Source organism: Brevibacterium sp. CS2 (genome assembly GCF_005280295.1).
GTDB lineage: Bacteria > Actinomycetota > Actinomycetes > Actinomycetales > Brevibacteriaceae > Brevibacterium > Brevibacterium pityocampae.
This window is the reverse complement of sequence record NZ_CP040020.1, coordinates 3,155,825-3,175,388: the sequence shown is the minus strand read 5'-3', so window position 1 is coordinate 3,175,388 and position 19,564 is coordinate 3,155,825. Positions and strand designations below refer to the sequence as shown.

Below are 19,564 nucleotides of genomic sequence, written 5' to 3'. Positions count from 1 at the left end.
TGAGACCCGGACAGCAGTGGCGAGACGCGGAAGGTGGACGGTGAGCAGAACCTGGAAATCGCTGTGGCGCGAGGAGTGCGGTGCGACCCCGCCGGTGTACCGGATCCTCGTCCCCGACAGCGTGCCCTCGAGCGTCGTGAGCACCTGGCTGGCCCGCGGATACCGCGTCTCGGTCGGCTCCCCGGCCCCGACCTTCGTGTCCCCGGCCATGAACCGCAATCTCATCCGCTCGAACTTCATCTACCGCACGACCGCCGGCGCCGGACTCACCGCGACCGGGCTCGCCGCGCTCCCCACCGCCGTCATCGCGCTCGCCGGTGACATCGTCGCCGCCGGGGTCGTCACCACGGGAGTGTTCGGCGCGATCACCGCGGTGACCGCGGGCTGGACCGGGCTCAAGTACCGCCGCGACCCCAAGCGCCTGTCGAAGAAGGACAAGGAGGCCGCGGCCGCCGCCCGCTGGATCACCCCCACCGACCTCGGTTGGATTCCCGGGCTCACCTCCGGCCAGGACACCGACGAGCAGCGCCTCTTCCACCTCGCTGTCACCACCGCCCGCCGGATCGCGCAGACGCGGGCGTGGACCCACCCGATCCTGCAGGACCACGTGGCCCGCGTCGACCTCGACCACGCCGTCGCCTCGATCGGCACCCGCCTGCAGGAGCTCGTCGAGCTCCGCAGCGAGCTCGAATCGGTGCGCGAACCGCAGACGAGCGCCCGCATCGACACCTACCTGACCAAGCTCGCGACCGCATTCCGCTCGATGGCCGACCGGGTGGTCGCGATGCACGAGTACTACGAGCACCTCCTCGATCTCGACCGCCAGCTCACCGTCCTCGCCCACACCGAGCAGTCCAAGGTGCTCGGCGACCGGGTGCTCGACGTGCTCTCCCGCACCGCCGACGACGAATCCGCCGACTGGCGCTTCCGCGAGCTCAACATCGAGGCCGAATCCCACGCCGACGTCATCAAGGGACTGCTGTCCGAGCTCGAGGAGACCGCCGAGGAGTTCGACGACCTCGATGACCTCGACCGCAGGCTCGCCCAGGCGCAGCAGGCCGGGGCGCAGAAGTCCGAGGCGGCCCCGGCCGACGCCGGATCGGCGCGGGGGATCGGGTCGTCCACCGCCGAGGCGCGGGCCGCCGATCGGGACCACGCCGACCGGGACCACACCGACCGCGGCACCGCCGACGGGGTCGACAGCGGCCGGCATAGCTCTGTCCAGCACACCGCCGATCGCTCCGACCGCGGCCCGGCCGCGCTCGAACCGGGTGCGGAACCGGTGTTCGATCTCAGTGCCGAGCTGCGGCGCCAGGCCGGCGACCTCCAGCGCGAGCCGCGCGACTGAGGTCGGCGGCCGCGCGACCGGCGCGAATGCCCGATCGGCCGCGGAGACCGGCCCCGGCCCTGTTGCCCGCCCCAGTGCTCGACCGGGGCTGCTCGACCGGGCTCAGCGGGTGATCAGTGCCCGAAGGGGTCCGGGTCGGTGCCCGGCATCCAGGAGATGCCCGGCTCGTCGTAGCCGCATTCCTCCTGGGCCCGCTTCCACTTCTTCGACCAGCGCTTGTCGAGCTTGTCGACGTAGAGCGTGCCCTGCAGGTGGTCGAACTCGTGCTGCATGATGCGCGCGAACCAGCCCTCGACGGTGAGGCTGATCGGCTGCCCGTCTGCGTCCTTCCCGCTCACCGTCACCCGGTGGGCGCGCTTGATCGGGAAGTCGAGACCGGGCACGGACAGGCAGCCCTCCGACTCGGTGTCCGGATCGGGCCTGACGTCCTCGATCTTCGAGGCGACGAGCACGGGATTGACGAACACGCCGCGCCGGCGCACCTCGGCGACCTCGTCGTCGGCGTCGTAGACGAAGATCTGCTGCCCGACGCCGATCTGCGGCGCGGCGAGCCCGACGCCCTTCGATGCGGCGAGGGTCTCGAACATGTCGTCGATGAGGGTGTGCAGGGCGGAGTCGAATTCGGCGACGGGCTCGGCCCGGCGGTGGAGGACCGGCTCGCCGTACACGACGATGGGATGGATGGTCATGCCCAGGAGTCTAATCGAGCCGGCGTTCCCGGGGGTCGGACCCGGTGCGCGCACCCCGCGGCGGTTTGGAATAATGTCCTCACGACTGTCGTTGAACGAGACATCGTGATACCCGTGCGGCCGCTGAGGCAGCACCGGGTACCAGCAGCTGAAGCCATTGGCTGGTGTGTGGGCGAAGAGCACGGCCCTCCCATACCCCAGGTCCGAGCTCTTCGTGCAGCGGACCCCCGTCTCCCTGTATACGAATGGAAGGACACACTGTGAAGATCTACAACAACGTCTCCGAGCTCGTCGGCCGGACGCCGCTGGTCAAGCTGGGCCGTGCGAGCGAGCGCACCGGCGCGGAGATCGTCGGCAAGCTCGAGTTCTACAACCCGGCCAACTCGGTCAAGGACCGGATCGGCGTGGCGATGATCGACGCCGCCGAGGCCTCCGGCGAACTCAAGCCCGGCGGCACCATCGTCGAGGCGACCTCGGGCAACACCGGTATCGCGCTGGCGATGATCGGCGCCTCGCGCGGCTACAGGGTCGTCCTCACCATGCCGGAGTCGATGTCGAAGGAGCGCCGGGCGCTGCTCCGCGCGTTCGGCGCCGAACTCCTCCTCACCCCCAAGGCCGAGGGCATGAAGGGCGCGGTCGCGAAGGCCGAGGAGATCGGCGCGCAGGACGACGCCGTCCTCGTCCGCCAGTTCTCCAACGCCGCGAACCCGCAGGTCCACCGCGAGACCACCGGTGAGGAGATCCTCGCCGACACCGACGGCCAGGTCGACGTGTTCGTCGCCGGGATCGGCACCGGCGGCACCATCACCGGTGCCGGCCGCCTCCTCAAGGAGAAGAACCCGGGCGTCCACATCGTCGCCGTCGAGCCCGAGGCATCCGCCCTGCTCAGCACCGGCGAGGCCGGCCCGCACATGATCCAGGGCATCGGCGCGAACTTCGTCCCCGACATCCTCGACACGGACGTCTACGACGAGGTCGTCGCGGTGTCGAACGACGACTCCTTCGCCAAGGCGCGGCAGGTCGCCACCGAGGAGGGCCTGCTCGTGGGCATCTCCTCGGGTGCCGCGATCACCGCAGCGGAGAAGGTCGCCGCGCGGCCGGAGTTCCAGGGCAAGCGCGTCGTCGTCATCATCCCGAGCTTCGGCGAGCGCTACCTGACCACGCCCCTGTTCGCCGAGTACATGGACTGATCGAGATGGCCCTCCTCACCCGAATCGCGGCCGGGACCGCCGTCGCGGCCGCAGCCTTCGTCGCGACCCGGCCGGCGGTGCGCGCCGCGGTGCGCGAGGACCTCGAGACCGCCCGCCGCCGCGATCCCGCGGTGCACAGCGACCTCGTCACTCTCGTCAGCTATCCGGGACTCCACGCGATCTGGGCGCACCGCGGGCTGCACAAGCTGTGGCAGCGCCCGTCCGGGAAGGTGCCCGCACGGCTGCTGTCCCAGATCGTGCGGACGCTCACCGGGGTGGAGATCCACCCGGGGGCGACGATCGGCCGCCGCTTCTTCATCGATCACGCCAACGGCATCGTCGTCGGTGAGACCGCGGAGATCGGCGACGACGTCATGCTCTACCAGCAGGTCACCCTCGGCGGCACCTCGATGGAGCAGGAGAAGCGCCACCCCACGATCGGCAACGACGTGCTCATCGGCGCCGGCGCCAAGGTCATCGGCCCGGTGACGGTGGGGGACGGCGCCTCGGTCGGGGCGAACGCGGTCGTCGTCAAGGACGTGCCGCCGGACTCGATCGCGGTCGGCGTGCCCGCGACGATCAAGCGCCCCGCCGGGGTGGCTCACCCGCACGGCGGGGAGTACGAGCTCGTCGACCCTGCGATCTGGATCTGAGGGATCCGCCGAGCACGGGGCGCGCGATGAGCCGCAACTGGTTCGAGGCCGGAGCCGAGGGATACTCTCGGTTCCGGCCTTCGTACCCTCCCGCCCTCGCATCCCACCTCGCCGAGGCGACCCGCCGCTCCGTCGCCGCCGCAGGCACCTCGTCCGCAGGTTCCGCAGGTGCGGGGGAGTGCAGTGCGGGCTCCGCCGACACCCGTGGGCTCTGCGCGCTCGACGTCGGCTGCGGGACCGGCCAGCTCACCGTCGCCCTCGCCGCGCACCTGCCGCGCGTCATCGGTGCGGACCCGAGCGCCGATCAGCTCTCCCGGGCCGCAGCCCACCCGCGCATCGACTACGTGCAGGCGCCTGCCGAGCGGCTCCCGGCTCCGGACGCCTCCGTCCACCTCGTCACCGCCGCCCAGGCCGCCCACTGGTTCGACCTCCCGGCCTTCTACGCCGAGGTGCGCCGCATCGCCGCGCCCGGGGCGCTGCTCGCGCTCATCACCTACGGCGTCATCGAGACCGATCCGGACATCGCCGCCCGGGTCGACCGCTTCTACTCCGCGGAGATCGGCCGCTTCTGGCCGCCGGAGCGGCACCACGTCGATGCCGGCTACCGGACCCTGGACTTCCCCTTCGCCGAGGTGCCCCTGCCGCCGCTCGCGATCACCGGCGAGCTCACCTGCGCGGAGCTGCTCGGCTACGTGTCGACGTGGTCAGCGGTGCGCGCCGCGCACGAGGCCGGCCGCGAGGCGCTCCTCCGCGACTTCGCCGCAGACCTGCGTGCGCTCTGGGGCGACCCTGCACGCACCCGCACCGTGCGCTGGCCGATCAGCGGCCGCCTCGGGACCGTCTGAATTCCTCCACCTCTCCTGCGCGTCCGGCCCCTCCCAACGGCGTGCCCCCCAGCGCGGCTGCACCGACCGTCCGCACCCCTCACTTCACCGGGAATACCTGCACCCGAAAGTATGTTAAAGTTTTAACTAAGTAGTTGAGGCTTCAATGAAAAGAGGCATCATGGAGATCGGAATCTTCACGATCGGCGACGTCACCACCGATCCGACCACCGGCACCACCCCGACCGAGCACGAGCGCATCAAGTCCACCCTGCGGATCGCGCAGAAGGCCGAAGAGGTCGGCTTCGACGTGTTCGCCACCGGCGAGCACCACAACCCGCCCTTCGTCGCCCCCGCCGACCCGCCGGTCCTGCTCTCGCACATCGCGGCGACCACCGAGCGCCTGCGCCTGTCGACGGCGACCACCCTCATCACGACGAACGACCCGGTGCGGATCGCGGAGGACTACAGCTACCTCCAGCACCTGTCCGACGGCCGCGTGTCGCTCATGATGGGCCGCGGCAACACCGGCCCGGTCTACCCGTGGTTCGGCAAGGACATCCGCCAGGGCATCCCGCTCGCGATCGAGAACTACAACCTCCTCCACCGCCTGTGGCGGGAGAAGAACATCGACTGGGAGGGCAATCTGCGGACCCCGCTCAACGGGTTCACCGTCACCCCCTTCCCGCTCGACGAGGTGCCCCCGTTCGTGTGGCACGGCTCGATCCGCAGCCCCGAGATCGCCGAGCAGGCCGCCTACTACGGCGACGGCTTCTTCCACAACAACATCTTCTGGCCGGCCTCCCACACCGCGCGGATGGTCAAGCTCTACCGCCAGCGCTACGAGTACTACGGCCACGGCCGCGCCGACCAGGCCTTCGTGGGCCTCGGCGGGCAGGTATTCATGGCGAAGAACTCGCAGGACGCCGTCAAGCAGTTCCGCCCGTACTTCGACAACGCCCCGGTCTACGGCCACGGGCCGAGCCTCGAGGACTTCACCGCGCAGACGCCGCTCACCGTCGGCAGCCCGCAGCAGGTCATCGAGCGCTACCTGTCGATGCGCGACTGGGCCGGTGACTACCAGCGGCTGATGTTCCTCATCGACCACGCCGGACTGCCCACCGACACCGTGCTCGAGCAGATGGACATCTTCGGTGCCGAGGTGCTGCCCGTCCTCCGCAAGGAGATGGACGCCCTCCGCCCGGCCGATGTGCCCGACGCCCCCACCCACGAGTGGCTCGTCGAGCGCCACCGTGCCGGACTCGACCCGGTGGCCGGGGGCAGCCCGGAGTCCCGCGCCTTCCAGGACCGGGCCGCGCGCGCCGAGCGGGAGTCCGCGGAGAGCGCGGCCACCGGCGCCGTAAGCAGTGCAGGAGGTGCGCGATGACCTACCGCATCATCGCCGTCTCCGGCGGCACCGGCGACCCGTCGAACTCGACCGCGCTCGCCGAGCGCATCCTCGCCGCCGCGCGCGAACAGCTGCGGCTCGGCGGCGTGGACGCCGAAGTCGAGGTGATCGAGCTCAGCCCGCTCGCCCACGACCTCGTCGACATGACGCTCACCGGCATCGCGTCCGAGGCACTCGAGACGGCATTCGACCGGATCCGCACCTCGCACGGGCTCGTCGTCGCCGCCCAGCCGGCGGAGACCCGCAGCGTCTTCGACGACCTCGACCCGGAGGCGGTGACCCCCTTTGACCAGCTCCTCGGTGCCTGAACCCGGCGCGCCTCCCGGCACGCCGGCCGGCGGCGCCCCATCCGCCGGTGAGGTCCCCGGGGCGGGGCCGAACCTGCTCGCGGAGGCCGGGGTGCTCGACGCCTGGCGCAGCTACCTCGAGACCTCGCAGCGGCTCATCGGCCACCTCGACACCGAGCTCCGCTCCGCCACCGGGCTCGGGCTCAGCGACTACAACCTCCTGCTCCTCCTCGTCGAGGCGCCCGCCCGCACCCTGCGGATGAGCGTCCTCGCCGAGCGCCTCGTGTTCTCCGCCCCCCGGCTCAACTACCGGATCGGGGTGCTCGAGAAGAAGGGGTGGGTGGTCAAGAGCGCCTGCCCGCAGGACGGCCGTGCGCACCTCATCACCCTGACCGATGCCGGCTGGGACGAGTTCCGGGCCGCCGGCCGGGTGCACCGCGCCCACATCGGCGAGGTGTTCGAGGACGCTCTCGCCCCCGGCGATGCGGCGGTCCTCCTCCGGATCACCCGCGCGATCGCGGACCGGCTGCCCTGAGACCGGGCGCCGGGGCATCTGCCAGAATGAGGGCATGACGACTCTCGACATCCGCACCATCGCCTTTCCCGACGCCGAGCTGCGCGACCGCGTCGACTCCCGGATCCCCAACCACCAGCGCGCCGATCTCAAGCTCGTCGTGTGGTCCGCGGAGGACCAGGAGGCCGGGGTGAGCCGCGAATCGATCGACGCGATCGTCCTGCCCTACATCGACGCCGGACCGACCGTGGAGCTCCTCGACGAGCTCCCGAACCTCAAGCTCATCCAGCTCCAGACCACCGGCTACGACATCGTCGCCGACCGGGTCGGCACCGACGTCGCCATCGCCACGGCCTCCGGGGTGCATGCCGCGGCCACCGCGGAGATGGCGATCGCGCTCACCCTCGGCAGCCTGCGCGGCATCGACGACGCCGCCCGGGACATGGTGTCGCGGACGTGGAACCACCGTCGCCGGCGCTCGCTCGCCGACCGGCGGGTGCTCGTCGTCGGCGTCGGCGGGATCGGCGCGGAGATCTGCCGGCGCCTGGCCCCGTTCGAGGTCGAGATCACCCGGGTCGGCACCCGGGCCCGGACCGACGAGTTCGGGCAGGTGCACGCCACCGAGGAGCTGCCGAAGCTCCTCCCGCACGCCGAGGTCGTCATCCTCATCACGCCGCTGACCGAATCGACCCACCACCTCGTCGACGCGGAGTTCCTCGCCCAGCTGCCCGACAACGCCCTCGTCGTCAACGTCGCGCGCGGGCCGGTCGTCGACACCGCGGCCCTCGTCGAGGAGCTGCGCTCCGGTCGCCTCCACGCCGCCCTCGACGTCGTCGACCCCGAGCCGCTGCCGGAGAACCACCCGCTGTGGGGCACCCCGAACACGCTGCTGACGCCGCACGTCGGCGGGGACACGACGGCATTCGTGCCGCGCATCGAAGTGCTGCTCGCCGAGCAGCTGCGCCACATCCAGGCCGGCGAGACGCCCGCCAATATCATCACCGAATGACCGCCGCTTCCGGGTGACTTCCGTCCCCGGATGACCGCTGCCCCGGGTGGCGGTTACCCGGGGGCAGCGGAACGGCGGCTGAAACGACTCGGGCCGGGCGGCTCAGACCGGGCTCGTGGCGTCGCGCACCTCGCCGACGAGCTCCTCGAGCACGTCCTCGAGCGCGACCACGGCGACCTCGTCCGCGGAGCGCGGCCCGCCGTCGATGAGCGCCATGTGGGAGTTCGTCCGCTGCATGGCCACCATGACGCGGCGCAGCTTGGCGTCGCCGGGCACCGCGCCGAGCTCGCGGATCACCGTGTCCGGGAGTGCTGCGAGACGTTCCTCCGGGCCCAGGACGAGCAGATCCTTCGCGTGCACGTAGCCCACGAGCCCGCCCGATCCGTCGGTGACCGGGAACCGGGAGAACCCGGTCTCGATGCACAGCTGCTCGACCTCGGCGACCGTCGCGGTGCGCGGGATCGTGCGGACGGTGCCCGGTGCCAGGGCGACATCGGCGGCGGTGAGCTCCTCGAACTTCAGCGCGCCGGTGAGGAGTCGGATCTCCTCCTCGCCGAGCAGGCCCTCGCGGCCCGACTCCGCGACGAACTCGAGCACCTCGCCGGAGGAGAAGGACGAGGACACCTCGTCCTTCGGCTCGGCCCGGAGCACGTGCGTGACGACGAGGTTCGCCGCAGTGTTCATGAGCCAGATGAAGGGCCGGAACACGACGACGAACACCCGCAGCACCGGCCCGAGCAGGAGCGCGGCGGCGGCGGGCTTCGCGATCGCCATGTTCTTCGGCACCATCTCGCCGAGCACCATGTGGAGGAAGGTGACGATGAGCAGCGCGATGACGAGGGCGATCGGATGGACGAGCCCCCCGGGCACGCCCCAGGACTCGAGCGGACCCTCGATGAGGTGGGCGATCGCCGGTTCGCCGACCGCGCCGATGAGGAGCGAGCAGGCGGTGATGCCGAGCTGGGTGGCGGCGAGCGAGACCGAGACGTCGGTGATGCCGCGCAGCGTCCACCGGGCGGACCGGCTGCCCTCGGCGGCCTTGGGCTCGATCTGATCGCGGCGCGCGGACACCATGGCGAACTCCGCGCCGACGAAGAACGCGTTGCCGGCGAGCAGGAGGATCAGGACGAGGATCGCGACTCCGTCGCTCATGGGCGGTCTCCTTCTGCCGCGGTGGAGCCGGTGCGGTCTGCCGCACGGTCGGCCGGCTCCTCGGCTCCGGTGCGGTCATCGGATCCGCCGTCGGCGTCATCGCTGTCGTCATCGTCGTCATCGTCGCCCGGCACCGTGAGGCGGTGGACGACGACCTCGTCGACGCGCTGGCCGTCCATCGCCCCCACGGTGAGGGCGATCCTGGCCGGGGTGGGCAGGTCGTCCTCGTCGGTGACCGCGAGATCGGCGCCGTCGACCTCGATCCGGTCCCCGGCCTCGGGCATCTGGTTGAGCCGTTCGGCGATGAGCCCGCCGAGCGTGTCGGACTCCTCGCCCTCGGGCAGCCGCAGGCGCATGATCTCGCCGAGCTCGTCGGGGCGGAGCAGCCCGGACACGGCGAGCCCGCCGTCGGGGAGCCTGCGGTGCTTGTCCTCGCCGGAGTCCTGCTCGTCGTCGATCTCGCCGACGATCTCCTCGAGCAGGTCCTCGAGCGTGACGATGCCGGCCGTGCCGCCGTACTCGTCGGCGACGATCGCGATCTGGAGGCCCGGCTCGCGGAGCTGTGCGAGCAGCGGATCGAGCGTCATCGACTCGACGACGTGGGGCGCCTCGACGGCGATGTCGCGGACCGGGGTGGAGGCCCGCTCCTCGAACGGCACAGCGAGGGCGTGCTTGAAGTGGACGACGCCGACGACCTCGTCGACGGTCTCGCCGATGACGGGGAAGCGCGAGTGCCCGGTGTCGGCGACGAGGTCGAGGAGGTCCTGGGCGGACTCGTCCTCGAGGAAGGTCACCTGCGGCCGGGGCTGCATGACGTCGGCGGCGGTGCGCTGCCCGAACTCGATCGAGCGGGCGGCGAGCTCCGCCGTGGTCCGGTCGAGCGTGCCCTGCCGCCCCGACTGCGACACGACGGCGCGCAGCTCCTGGGCGGTGCGGGCGCTCGCAACCTCCTCCTCGGGAGTGAACCCGAGGAGCCGGAGGACGACGTTGGCCGCGGAGTTGAGCATCCAGACGAGCCAGCCGAAGACCGTCATGAAGACCTTCTGCGGGTACACGACGAGCCGCGAGACGAGCGCGGGCTCGGCGATCGCCCAGTTCTTCGGGACGAGCTCTCCGAACACCATCTGCGAGAAGGTCGCGATGATGAAGGCCGCGGTGGTGGCGATCCCGGTCGCGGCGGCCGGCGCCAGCCCGGCCCAGCCGAGGCCCTCGGTGAGGAGGACGCCCAGGGACGGGCCGGTGAGGAACCCGACGACGAGGCTCGTCACCGTGATGCCGAGCTGCGCCCCGGACAGATTGCTCGAGGTCTTCGTGAGCGAGTCGGACACCGCCTGCATCGTGCGGTCCCCGTCGGAGGCGGCGCGGCGCACCTCGGTCTTGTTGACCGTGAGATAGGCGAACTCGACCGCCACGAAGAGGGCGTTGGCGAGGATGAGGACGACGACGGCGAGGAGGACCAGCCAGGCGGCCGTCATGTGGGAATCACCATGCGGGAATCCTACCCAGCTCGCCCTGTCGTGAACGAGTCGAGCACCGGCCGACCGGGCCGGGGCGCCGGTGGCCCCGGTCAAGGTGCCGGGAGTCCATCATGTGTCGGGTGGAGACAGAACCGACCCCCGGTCCTAGACTGCGAACATGAGCACAGAATCGGATGTCAAGCCCGGGATCGATATCAAGCCGCGCTCGCGCGACGTGACCGACGGACTGGAGAAGGCCGCCGCGCGCGGCATGCTCCGCGCCGTCGGCATGGACGACGGCGACTGGGTCAAGCCGCAGATCGGTGTGGCCTCCTCGTGGAACGAGATCACGCCCTGCAACCTCACGCTCGAGAAGCTCGCCGCGTTCGCCAAGGAAGGCGTCCACAACGCCGGCGGCTACCCGCTCGAGTTCGGGACGATCTCCGTGTCCGACGGCATCTCCATGGGGCACGAGGGCATGCACTACTCGCTCGTGTCACGCGAGATCATCACCGACTCGGTGGAGACCGTGATGAATGCCGAGCGCCTCGACGGCTCCGTGCTGCTCGCCGGCTGCGACAAGTCCATCCCCGGCATGCTCATGGCCGCCGCCCGCCTGGGCCTGTCCAGCGTGTTCCTCTACAACGGCTCGATCATGCCCGGCACCGCGAAGCTCTCCGACGGCACGGAGAAGGAGGTCACCCTCATCGACGCCTTCGAGGCGGTCGGCGCCTGCCGCGCCGGCAAGATGACGGAGGCCGACGTCGACGCGATCGAGCGCGCGGTGTGCCCGGGCGAGGGCGCCTGCGGCGGCATGTACACCGCGAACACCATGGCCTCGGCCGCAGAGGCGATGGGCATGTCCCTGCCCGGCTCCGCCGCCCCGCCGGCGATCCACCGCAACCGCACGCTCTACGCCCGCCGGTCCGGCGAAGCCGTGGTCGAACTCCTCAAGCAGGGCATCACCGCCCGCGACATCATCACCCGCGAGTCGCTGCTCAACGCGATCGCCGTGGTGATGGCGTTCGGCGGGTCGACGAACGCCGTCCTCCACCTCATGGCGATCGCCCACGAGGCCGAGGTCGAGCTCACCCTCGACGACTTCAACCGGGTCGGCGACCGGGTCCCGCACCTCGGCAACGTCAAGCCCTTCGGCGACTACGTCATGAATGACGTGTTCAAGATCGGCGGCGTGCCGGTGGTCATGAAGGCGCTCCTCGACGCCGGGCTGCTCAACGGCGACTGCCTCACCGTGACGGGGAAGACCGTCGCGGAGAACCTCGAGAAGATCAACCCGCCGGACCCCGACGGCAAGATCCTGCGCGCGCTCGACAACCCGATCCACGCCACCGGCGGGCTCACCGTGCTCCACGGCTCGCTCGCCCCGGAGGGCGCGGTCGTCAAGTCCGCCGGCTTCGACGCCGACGTGTTCGAGGGCACCGCGCGGGTGTTCGACCAGGAGCAGCCGGCGATGGATGCCGTGCTCGGCGGCGAGCTCAAGCCCGGCGACGTCGTCGTCATCCGCTACGAGGGCCCCAAGGGCGGACCGGGCATGCGCGAGATGCTCGCGATCACCGGCGCGATCAAGGGCGCCGGGATCGGCAAGGACGTGCTCCTCATCACCGACGGCCGGTTCTCCGGCGGCTCGACCGGCCTGTGCATCGGCCACGTCGCGCCCGAGGCCGTCGACGGCGGGCCGATCGCGCTCGTCGAGGACGGCGACCGGATCCGCGTGGACATCGCCGGTCGCTCGATCGACCTCGACGTCCCCGCCGAGGTGCTCGAGGAGCGCCGGAGGAACTGGACCGTGCCGGAGAACCACCGCCTGCACGGCACCCTGGGCAAGTACGCCAAGCTCGTCGGCTCGGCGTCGACCGGTGCGGTGACGACGGACTGAGGCGCGGACCGAGGAGACACGGACCGAGGCGCCGGCCGAGCCGCGCGCTGACGGTGCAGCGGCGATGACGGTGACCCATGTGCGCGGGGAGTCCCGCGCCCTCGATGCGCAGGTGCACCGGTGGCCGGCGCCCCCGGTGCACCTGCGCGTGTTCACCGAGGCGATCCCCACCTGGACCGCGCTCACCCCGCCGGGCACGTCGATCGAGATCCGCCTGCGGGTGGGCCGCAGTGCCGAGGCGGAGCCCTCGGGCGGCTCGCGCTGGTCGGACTGGGCGGTGCTCGCGCGCTGGTCGACCGATCCCGGGTTCTGCTCGACCACCGTGCCCGGGCAGGCCCTGCACGGCATCCGGGTCGATGCCGACACCGCTGTCGTCGACACCGCGGTGCTCGGCGGTGCGGCGGACCTCATCGAGGTCGAGGCGCTCCTCCACGCAGCACCGTCGGGAGCGGTCCCCGTGCTCGAGCGCGTCTCCGTGCTCACCCGCGGCCCGGCGCCCCGGCGCCCCGAACTCGTGCCCTCGGTGCCGCGCGGCGCGGACATCGAACTGCTCCTGCCGCCGATCTCGCAGCGGCAGCAGGGGGAGCTGCCCGGCTACGGCGCCGGCGACGTGTGGTGCTCGCCGACCTCGCTCACCATGCTGCTGGACTTCCTCGACCGGGCGGACCGACGGCCGGGGCCGGCGGACCCGGGAGCGGACGATGCGGCCGCTGCTGCTCCTGCGACCTCAGCGCCGGGTCCGGAGGACGAGGACGGCTCGCCCGCGGTCCGCACCGCCCTGCGCGGGGTGTGGGACCACGCCTACGACGGGGCGGGCAACTGGGCCTTCAACACCGCATGGGCCGCCGCCCGGGGCTACGACGCCTTCCTCGACACGCTGCCGGATCTGCGCGCCGGCGAGGAGCTCCTCGCCGCCGGCGAACCCTTCATCGCCTCGGTGACCTTCGACGCCGCCGAGCTGCCGGAGGCCGGCTACGAGACCGGCGGCCATCTGCTCGTCGTCTCCGGGGTCACCGCGGGCGGCGACGTGCGCGTGCACGACCCCGCGGCTCCGACCGCCGCCGCAGTGCGGCGCATCTACCCGCGCGCCGCCTTCGAGCGCGCCTGGCTGTCCCGCGAGGGCAGCGGGGGCCTGGTCTACCGGGTCCGCCGGCGGCGCTGACGAGGTGGGACGGCGGAGGCTCAGTCCTCGTCCTCAGCGGCCTGCTCGCGCTTCCTGATCGAGCGGCTCGTGAGCTTGAACGCCACGATCACCGCGGCGATGCCGCCCGCACCGCCGACGAGGGCGCCGGCCACAGTCGCGAAGCCGTTGTCCGAGGGTCCGGGGAACCCGAGGTCGACGGGGACGAGCGGTGCCCCGGTGAGCACGTGGAACAGCATGGCCGCGACCCAGAGGACGGAGAGCACCGCCATCGAGGAGTAGGTCACCCTCCTGCGACGCCCGGTCGTCCGCTCGGTCATCGCGGGGAGGTCGACATCGTTGCGCGCGCAGTATCAGATCGCACCCCAGCCGGTCAGGCCGGCAGCGAGGACGACGAGGACCGACCACAGGCCCACGCCGATGACGGCGAGGAGGATCGCGACGGCGAACGCGGCGTACGTCGCGACGACGGAGGAGAAGGTGTAGGCGCGGAGGATGACGTCGCGCTCGCGCTCGTCACCCATCGAGGGGTCTCTCACGCCGCTGATGGAATCGGCGATCTCGGTGAAGCGGGACTGCGGGTGGGAGGTGCTCATGAGTGGTCCTTCCGGTCGAGTGGGAACAGCTCCTCGACAGTCGTGTCGAGGGCGCGGGCGATCCGCAGGGCGAGGTAGACGCTGGGCGAGTAGTCGCCGCGCTCGATCGCGATGATCGTCTGGCGGGACACCTCGACGAGTCCGGCGAGCTGCGCCTGGGTGAGCCCGGCGCGCTTCCGGCGGTCCTTGAGGGTGACCTCGCCGACGTCGAGTTCGGGCATCGGTCCTCCTTCCGGGGCGGTGCCATCGGTATGTGAAGTTCTCTTGACACTTTAAGTCAAACATCCTTGACATGTGGTGTCAAGAATCGTTGACACCGCTCGGGGGCCACTCCTGTGGCAGGGCCGGGGGAGCGAGCGGGTAGCGTTCTCCTCGGAAGCGCGATCGCCGGGCGCCGCGCGCCACCGGGCGATCGATCGGAAGGCGTCGAACCGGAAGGCATGCATGAGCACTGAAGAGATCACCATCCCGACAGCCCGCGGCACGGAGCTCCGCGGCTTCCTCGACCGGCCCGCGGGGACCCCGCTCGCCTACGCGGTGTTCGCCCACTGCTTCACCTGCTCGGCGAAGTCCCCGGCCGCCTCGCGCGTCTCCCGGGCGCTCACCGACGAGGGGTTCGCCGTCCTCCGCTTCGACTTCGCAGGCCTCGGCGGTTCGGAGGGGGACTTCGCGGAGTCGACCTTCTCCTCCGATCGCGCGGATCTGCTCGAGGTCATCGCCTGGCTCGGCGCGCACCACGCCGCGCCGCGGCTGCTCATCGGGCACTCGCTCGGCGGGGCCGCGGTGCTGTCCGTCGCCGCCGAGGTCGAGGGCCTCGATGCGGTCGCGACGATCGCCGCTCCCTTCGACCCCGGCCACGTCACCGGGCTGTTCGCCTCCGAGATCGAGACCATCCGGCAGGAGGGCTCGGCGGAGGTGATGATCGGCGGGCGCCCGGTCGTCATCGGCGAGGCGCTCGTCGATGACATCTGCGGCGTCGAGCAGACCCGGCGCATCGAGGCGCTGCGCACCCCGCTGCTCATCCTGCACTCGCCGACGGACGAGATCGTCGACGTCCACAACGCGCAGGCGATCTACCGCACCGCGCACCAGCCCAAGAGCTTCATCGCCCTCGACGGTGCGGACCACCTGCTCACCGGGCCCGGGCAGGGAACCTACACGGCCGGGGTCATCGCCGCATGGGCCGCACGGTACATCGATGCCCCCGAGGACGCCGAGGCGCCCCACGCCGACCTGCCGCCGGGCCGGGTGCGCGTGAACCCCGACGGCCGGACAGACTTCGGCACGGTGCTCGCGACCGCCTCCCACACCTGGCTCGCCGACGAGCCGCGCTCGGCGGACGGCGGCCACGACGCCGGCCCCAACCCCTTCGACCTGCTGCTCGCCGCGCTCGGTGCCTGCACCTCGATGACCATGGGGATGTACGCCCGCCGCAAGGGCTACGAACTCGGGGACACCCGCACCGACCTCACCTTCCGGCAGGTCAAGCGCGACGGCGACCTCGTCACCCGGATCGAGCGGAGCATCGTCTTCGACGCGGAGCTGAGCACCGATCAGCGCCGCGCACTGCTGCGGATCGCGGACCGCTGCCCGGTGCACCGGGCGCTCGAGGGGCGCTTCGAGATCTCGACGGCGGAGGCCTGACCCGACCACCGGGGCGACCCGGGGGCCGGTGGGGCGGCGCGGGCAGATCTGCCCGCTGTCGCCGGCGTCGCTTCGGCAGGACCTGCCGACGGCTGCCCGGGGTGGGTTCTCTAGGATTGTGATCCAGAACACAGTGCAGGGCCGCATCTGCACGCCGGAGCCGCTGGGCGCAGGCCCGGAGGGGAGTGGATCCTATGACCGGAGAACGAGAGACCGCACCGCAGCCGCCGAGCGCGAACCGACCCCCGCCGGAAGGTGTGACACCGCGCTACGGCATCGACGAGATGCCGCCGCTCGGGACGGCGATCGTGCTGGGCATCCAGCACGTCCTCGTGATGATGGCGAGCAATGTCACGATCCCGATCATCCTCGCCACGGCGATCGGCGCGACGACCGGGGAGACCGCCTTCCTCGTCCAGGTCGCCCTCCTCGTCGCCGGGATCACCACCCTCATGCAGACCATCGGCTTCGGGCCGGTCGGTTCGCGCCTGCCGATCGTCCAGGGCACGAGCTTCGGGTTCCTCGTCGTCGCCATCCCCCTGGCCCAGCAGTACGGGATCGCCGCGGTGCTCGGAGGAGCGATCTTCGCAGGCCTGGTCCAGGTCGTCCTCGGGTTCAGCCTGAGATGGCTGCGAGCGCTGTTCCCGCCGCTCGTGTCCGGCATCGTCGTCCTCGTCATCGGGATCGGGCTGCTCCCCACCGGGATGGCGCTCTACGCCGGGGGCAACGGAGCCGAGGACTTCGGATCCTGGACGAACCTCGGCCTCGCGACGCTCGTGCTCGTCGTCATGCTCGTCCTGTACCGGTTCGGCAAGGGGATCATCGGCGCGGCCTCCGTGCTCATCGCACTCGTCGTCGGATACCTCGTGGCCATCCCCCTCGGCCTCGTGGACTTCTCGCAGGTGGCCGAGGCGGACTGGTTCGCGATCCCGATGCCTCTCCGGTTCGGTCTCGACTTCCCGTCCGCCGCGATCATCGGCATGGGAGCGATGGCGATCGCCACCTCCGTGGAGACGATCGGCGACCTGTCCGCCATCACCAAGAGCGGCGCGGGCCGAGAGGTCACCGACCGCGAGCTGTCCGGGGGAGTCATCGCCGACGGCGTCGCCACCGCCTTCGCATCGATCTTCAGCGCCCTGCCGAACACGTCGTTCGGTCAGAACGTCGGTCTCGTCGCGTTCACCGGTGTGATGAGCCGGCATGTCGTGTCGATCGGAGCGGGGTTCCTCATCCTCCTCGGCCTGCTGCCCAAGTTCGCCGCAGTCATCGCCGTCATGCCCTCGGCAGTCATCGGCGGTGCCGCCGTCGTGATGTTCGGGATGCTCATCGGCGCCGGGATCAAGCTCCTCGCCGAGACCGCGCTCGACCGCCACGACATGCTCGTCATCGCGGTGTCGATCGGGGTCGGCCAGGGATTCGCCGCGGTGCCCGCGGCGGTCGGCGGGATGCCCGAGACCCTCGAGGTCCTCCTCGTCTCCGGAATCGTGCCGGCGGCCCTCTTCGCCGTCGTCATGAACCTCTCCCGGCCCGGCCCTGCACAGGGCGCGGTCCTCGATATCGATGTGCCGCTCGAGCAGCCCCTCGCCGAGCCCGGGCGCCCCGCCGAGCCCGGGCATCCTGACGAGCCCGGGCACCCCGACGCGCGGCAGCCCGGTCGCCGGGGGCACGGCGATCCGGGCTGAGGATTCCGGCGGGCGGCGCGCGACGGCCGGGCGACAGGAGATCGCCCGGCCGTCGCGTCGTGCGGCGCTGCCCTCAGCCGCTGAAGGTGTATCCGGTCGGATCCTCGCCGAGGTCGACGATCGCGGCCACCGGGCCGCCGCCGTCCGGCCCCTGGTGGGCGGCGGAGACGGAGACGAAGACGGCGGGATCGCCGGTCACCTGGGCGGTGACCCCGCCGACGGCCGCCTTGATCTGCCGGTGCCAGTGCACGTCGGAATCGTCGAGCATGGCGTTGCGCCGGCCGAGCACGGAGCCATCCTGGCTCGTCTCGCACTTGAGGAAGACATTGACGAGCCGACCGGCGAGATCGTCGCGGTGCGGGCGCTCGGGCAGGTCGAGGCCGGCGTCGGCGATCGCCTCCCAGATCCCGTCGGCGTCGAGGGCGTGGCGCATGACGGAATGGCCGATCCGGTACCGGCCGCCGATCCCGCTCGCATTCCCGACGACGACGACCTGCGCCCGGTCGAGCTCGACCCCGGAGGAGCACGAGGCCACGGCGGAGTACTTCGACCGGTCGGCCATGATGTCCTCGTCGCGGATCTCGGCGACCTCGCCGAGCGCCTTCGCGATCCCGAGCCCGGTGGTGCCGTTCGAGACGTCCATCGACGCCAGGGTGTCCTCGGTGACGACGTCGTTGCCGCGGGAGCGGGCGTCGCGGATCGTGTCGATGGTGAGCAGCGGGGTCTTCGTCTGCACGTAGTGGACGTCCGCGTCGTCGGTGATCCCGGCCCGCTCCTTCGCCTCCTGCACGGCGACGGCGACCTTGTCGACCATGCCCATCCGGCCGATCTCCTCGGGCAGGATCGGCTCGCTCAGCGCGAATCCCACCGACAGGCGCTTCTCCTCCGTCGGCTCCACCTCGGACGGGTCGACGGTGGCGAAGATCGTCGCGTGCGGGCTGATCACCCCGTCCGTGCCGCCGGACCACACGATCGGGATCCGGCTCACCTGATCGGCGGGCGCCCCGGCGGCGACGAGTGCTTCACGGAAGGCGCGGTCGGCGATGATCCGGGTGTAGTCGTTGACCCCGCCGTTGCCCTCGGTCTTGCCGATGATGGCGATCACGCGGTCGGCGGACAGGGTGCCGGCGTCGATGAGTGCGGTGAGCTCGGAGGCGTCGGTGACGCTGTGGAGAGGGACCTTGCGGACTTCGATCGGATCGGGCATGTTCGGCTCCTTCGGCCTCGGTGGCTGAGTGTCGCCGTGCCGGACGCGCACGGTGCGTTCACTCTACGGACCGGACTGTGATCAGCGACACGTCAGGAACTGCTGATCGGCACCGAAGGGAAGTGGCACATCTGGCCGGAAGGGCGCGGGGCGCCCGCCCTCAGCGGCGCCCGGCGAGGACGCCGACGATCACCCCGGCCAGCGCGATCCCGGCCCCGGCGAGCAGACCGGTGAGGAGATCACCGCCGCCCCGCGGAGCCGGACCCGAGGCGGCCGCCGGTGGGCTGCGACGCTCCGCCGGGACCGTCGCCGGCGCCGGTGCGGCGTCGGCGAGCGCGTCCCCGGGCGCGGTCCCGGCGGGGGAGGCCTCCTGGGCGGCGCCGCCGGCTGCGATGTCGGCATCGATGTCGGCGAAGAACTTCGTGGCGATGCGCTTGGCGACCCCGGAGAGCATGCGCTGTCCGACGCCGCCGATCGGGCCGCCGAGCACTGCGGAGGCCTCCCACGCGATGTCGGTCCCGGATTCGGCTCCCGGAGCCAGGTGCACGGTGATGTCCGCGCCGATCGTGCCCGGTCCTCCGCTGCCGGTGGCGGTGAGGACGAAGGACTCGTTCTCGACCTCCTGGGAGAACGCCACCGTGCCCTTGTACGTCCCCTTGATCGCCGCGACCCCCATGGTGAGGACCACCGCATAGGTGCCCGGGGCGGTGGGGGTCAGCGACTCGACGCCCGGGATCGTGCGGGACAGGACCCCGGTGTCGTGGAACGCCTGCCAGGCGGTCGCGGAATCCGCCTGCATATGGGCCGTCGATGAGATCTGCACGTGGTGTCCTCCGTGGTCGGGTAGATGGTCGGGTGGATGGTCC

The 19,564-nt window shown here is 71.4% G+C and carries 20 protein-coding genes; 12 read left to right on the top strand and 8 right to left on the bottom strand.

The features are described from left to right. The first annotated feature begins 40 nt into the window (after positions 1–40). Positions 41–1,348 carry a hypothetical protein gene (locus FDF13_RS14260; RefSeq protein WP_175406994.1) on the top strand — a complete coding sequence of 436 codons (1,308 nt, stop codon included), beginning with the start codon at positions 41–43 and terminating at the stop codon, positions 1,346–1,348. A gap of 113 nt (positions 1,349–1,461) precedes the next feature. Here the strand turns inward: FDF13_RS14260 and def are convergent, their stop codons facing one another. Next, positions 1,462–2,037, bottom strand: a complete 576-nt coding sequence (def, locus tag FDF13_RS14255; protein WP_137320228.1) for a peptide deformylase — start codon at positions 2,035–2,037, stop codon at positions 1,462–1,464. A 260-nt stretch (positions 2,038–2,297) separates the two neighbouring features. Between def and cysK the strand changes: the two genes are divergently transcribed. From cysK to FDF13_RS14220, 7 genes are all read left to right on the top strand, one after another. After that, complete coding sequence (gene cysK, locus FDF13_RS14250; protein ID WP_137320227.1) at positions 2,298–3,227, top strand: cysteine synthase A; 930 nt, start codon at positions 2,298–2,300, stop codon at positions 3,225–3,227. 5 nt (positions 3,228–3,232) lie between these two features. Further along, a complete protein-coding gene (cysE, locus tag FDF13_RS14245; protein ID WP_137320226.1) occupies positions 3,233–3,880 on the top strand; it encodes a serine O-acetyltransferase in 648 nt (215 codons plus the stop codon). 26 nt (positions 3,881–3,906) lie between these two features. Then, positions 3,907–4,725 carry a class I SAM-dependent methyltransferase gene (locus FDF13_RS14240; RefSeq protein WP_137320225.1) on the top strand — a complete coding sequence of 273 codons (819 nt, stop codon included), beginning with the start codon at positions 3,907–3,909 and terminating at the stop codon, positions 4,723–4,725. Between the two features lie 160 nt (positions 4,726–4,885). Beyond that, entirely contained in the window at positions 4,886–6,091 is a 1,206-nt protein-coding gene (locus FDF13_RS14235; RefSeq protein WP_137320224.1) for an LLM class flavin-dependent oxidoreductase, read from the top strand. Continuing rightward, on the top strand, positions 6,088–6,420 hold the full coding sequence (locus FDF13_RS14230; RefSeq protein WP_137320223.1) for an NADPH-dependent FMN reductase: 333 nt from the start codon (positions 6,088–6,090) through the stop codon (positions 6,418–6,420). The genes FDF13_RS14235 and FDF13_RS14230 overlap by 4 nt, the downstream gene beginning before the upstream one ends. Beyond that, entirely contained in the window at positions 6,413–6,934 is a 522-nt protein-coding gene (locus tag FDF13_RS14225) for a MarR family winged helix-turn-helix transcriptional regulator (RefSeq protein ID WP_175406993.1), read from the top strand. Before FDF13_RS14230 ends, FDF13_RS14225 begins: the two co-directional genes overlap by 8 nt. A 34-nt stretch (positions 6,935–6,968) precedes the next feature. Next, complete coding sequence (locus FDF13_RS14220; protein ID WP_137320221.1) at positions 6,969–7,922, top strand: 2-hydroxyacid dehydrogenase; 954 nt, start codon at positions 6,969–6,971, stop codon at positions 7,920–7,922. 102 nt (positions 7,923–8,024) lie between these two features. On the opposite strand, the gene FDF13_RS14215 is transcribed toward FDF13_RS14220, so the two are convergent. Beyond that, entirely contained in the window at positions 8,025–9,074 is a 1,050-nt protein-coding gene (locus tag FDF13_RS14215) for a hemolysin family protein (RefSeq protein WP_137320220.1), read from the bottom strand. Beyond that, the gene (locus FDF13_RS14210; protein ID WP_137320219.1) at positions 9,071–10,549 is read right to left on the bottom strand and encodes a hemolysin family protein; all 1,479 of its coding nucleotides are present in this window, start codon (positions 10,547–10,549) and stop codon (positions 9,071–9,073) included. Before FDF13_RS14210 ends, FDF13_RS14215 begins: the two co-directional genes overlap by 4 nt. Before the next feature lie 160 nt (positions 10,550–10,709). Between FDF13_RS14210 and ilvD the strand changes: the two genes are divergently transcribed. Continuing rightward, positions 10,710–12,428, top strand: coding sequence for a dihydroxy-acid dehydratase (gene ilvD / locus FDF13_RS14205; RefSeq protein ID WP_137320218.1), 1,719 nt, complete (start codon positions 10,710–10,712; stop codon positions 12,426–12,428). Positions 12,429–12,492: 64 nt separating this feature from the next. After that, entirely contained in the window at positions 12,493–13,590 is a 1,098-nt protein-coding gene (locus FDF13_RS14200; RefSeq protein ID WP_137320217.1) for a C39 family peptidase, read from the top strand. A gap of 20 nt (positions 13,591–13,610) precedes the next feature. Here FDF13_RS14200 and FDF13_RS14195 read toward each other — a convergent pair whose 3' ends face one another. From FDF13_RS14195 to FDF13_RS14185, 3 genes are read right to left on the bottom strand one after another with little or no spacing between them, the layout of a single operon-like run. Further along, positions 13,611–13,889 carry a hypothetical protein gene (locus FDF13_RS14195; protein WP_137320216.1) on the bottom strand — a complete coding sequence of 93 codons (279 nt, stop codon included), beginning with the start codon at positions 13,887–13,889 and terminating at the stop codon, positions 13,611–13,613. 33 nt (positions 13,890–13,922) lie between these two features. After that, positions 13,923–14,165 (bottom strand): hypothetical protein, encoded by a 243-nt coding sequence (locus FDF13_RS14190; protein ID WP_137320215.1) that lies wholly within the window; start codon positions 14,163–14,165, stop codon positions 13,923–13,925. After that, positions 14,162–14,386 (bottom strand): helix-turn-helix transcriptional regulator, encoded by a 225-nt coding sequence (locus FDF13_RS14185; protein ID WP_137320214.1) that lies wholly within the window; start codon positions 14,384–14,386, stop codon positions 14,162–14,164. Before FDF13_RS14185 ends, FDF13_RS14190 begins: the two co-directional genes overlap by 4 nt. A gap of 223 nt (positions 14,387–14,609) precedes the next feature. Here FDF13_RS14185 and FDF13_RS14180 point away from each other — a divergent pair, with 223 nt between their 5' ends. Both FDF13_RS14180 and FDF13_RS14175 read left to right on the top strand, forming a co-directional pair. After that, on the top strand, positions 14,610–15,809 hold the full coding sequence (locus FDF13_RS14180; RefSeq protein ID WP_137320213.1) for an alpha/beta fold hydrolase: 1,200 nt from the start codon (positions 14,610–14,612) through the stop codon (positions 15,807–15,809). Between the two features lie 194 nt (positions 15,810–16,003). Beyond that, entirely contained in the window at positions 16,004–17,491 is a 1,488-nt protein-coding gene (locus FDF13_RS14175; RefSeq protein WP_217494870.1) for a uracil-xanthine permease family protein, read from the top strand. Positions 17,492–17,564: 73 nt separating this feature from the next. Here FDF13_RS14175 and FDF13_RS14170 read toward each other — a convergent pair whose 3' ends face one another. Both FDF13_RS14170 and FDF13_RS14165 read right to left on the bottom strand, forming a co-directional pair. Next, a complete protein-coding gene (locus tag FDF13_RS14170) occupies positions 17,565–18,698 on the bottom strand; it encodes a ring-opening amidohydrolase (protein WP_137320212.1) in 1,134 nt (377 codons plus the stop codon). Positions 18,699–18,858: 160 nt separating this feature from the next. Next, complete coding sequence (locus FDF13_RS14165; protein ID WP_217494869.1) at positions 18,859–19,521, bottom strand: carbon monoxide dehydrogenase subunit G; 663 nt, start codon at positions 19,519–19,521, stop codon at positions 18,859–18,861. Positions 19,522–19,564: the final 43 nt, after the last annotated feature.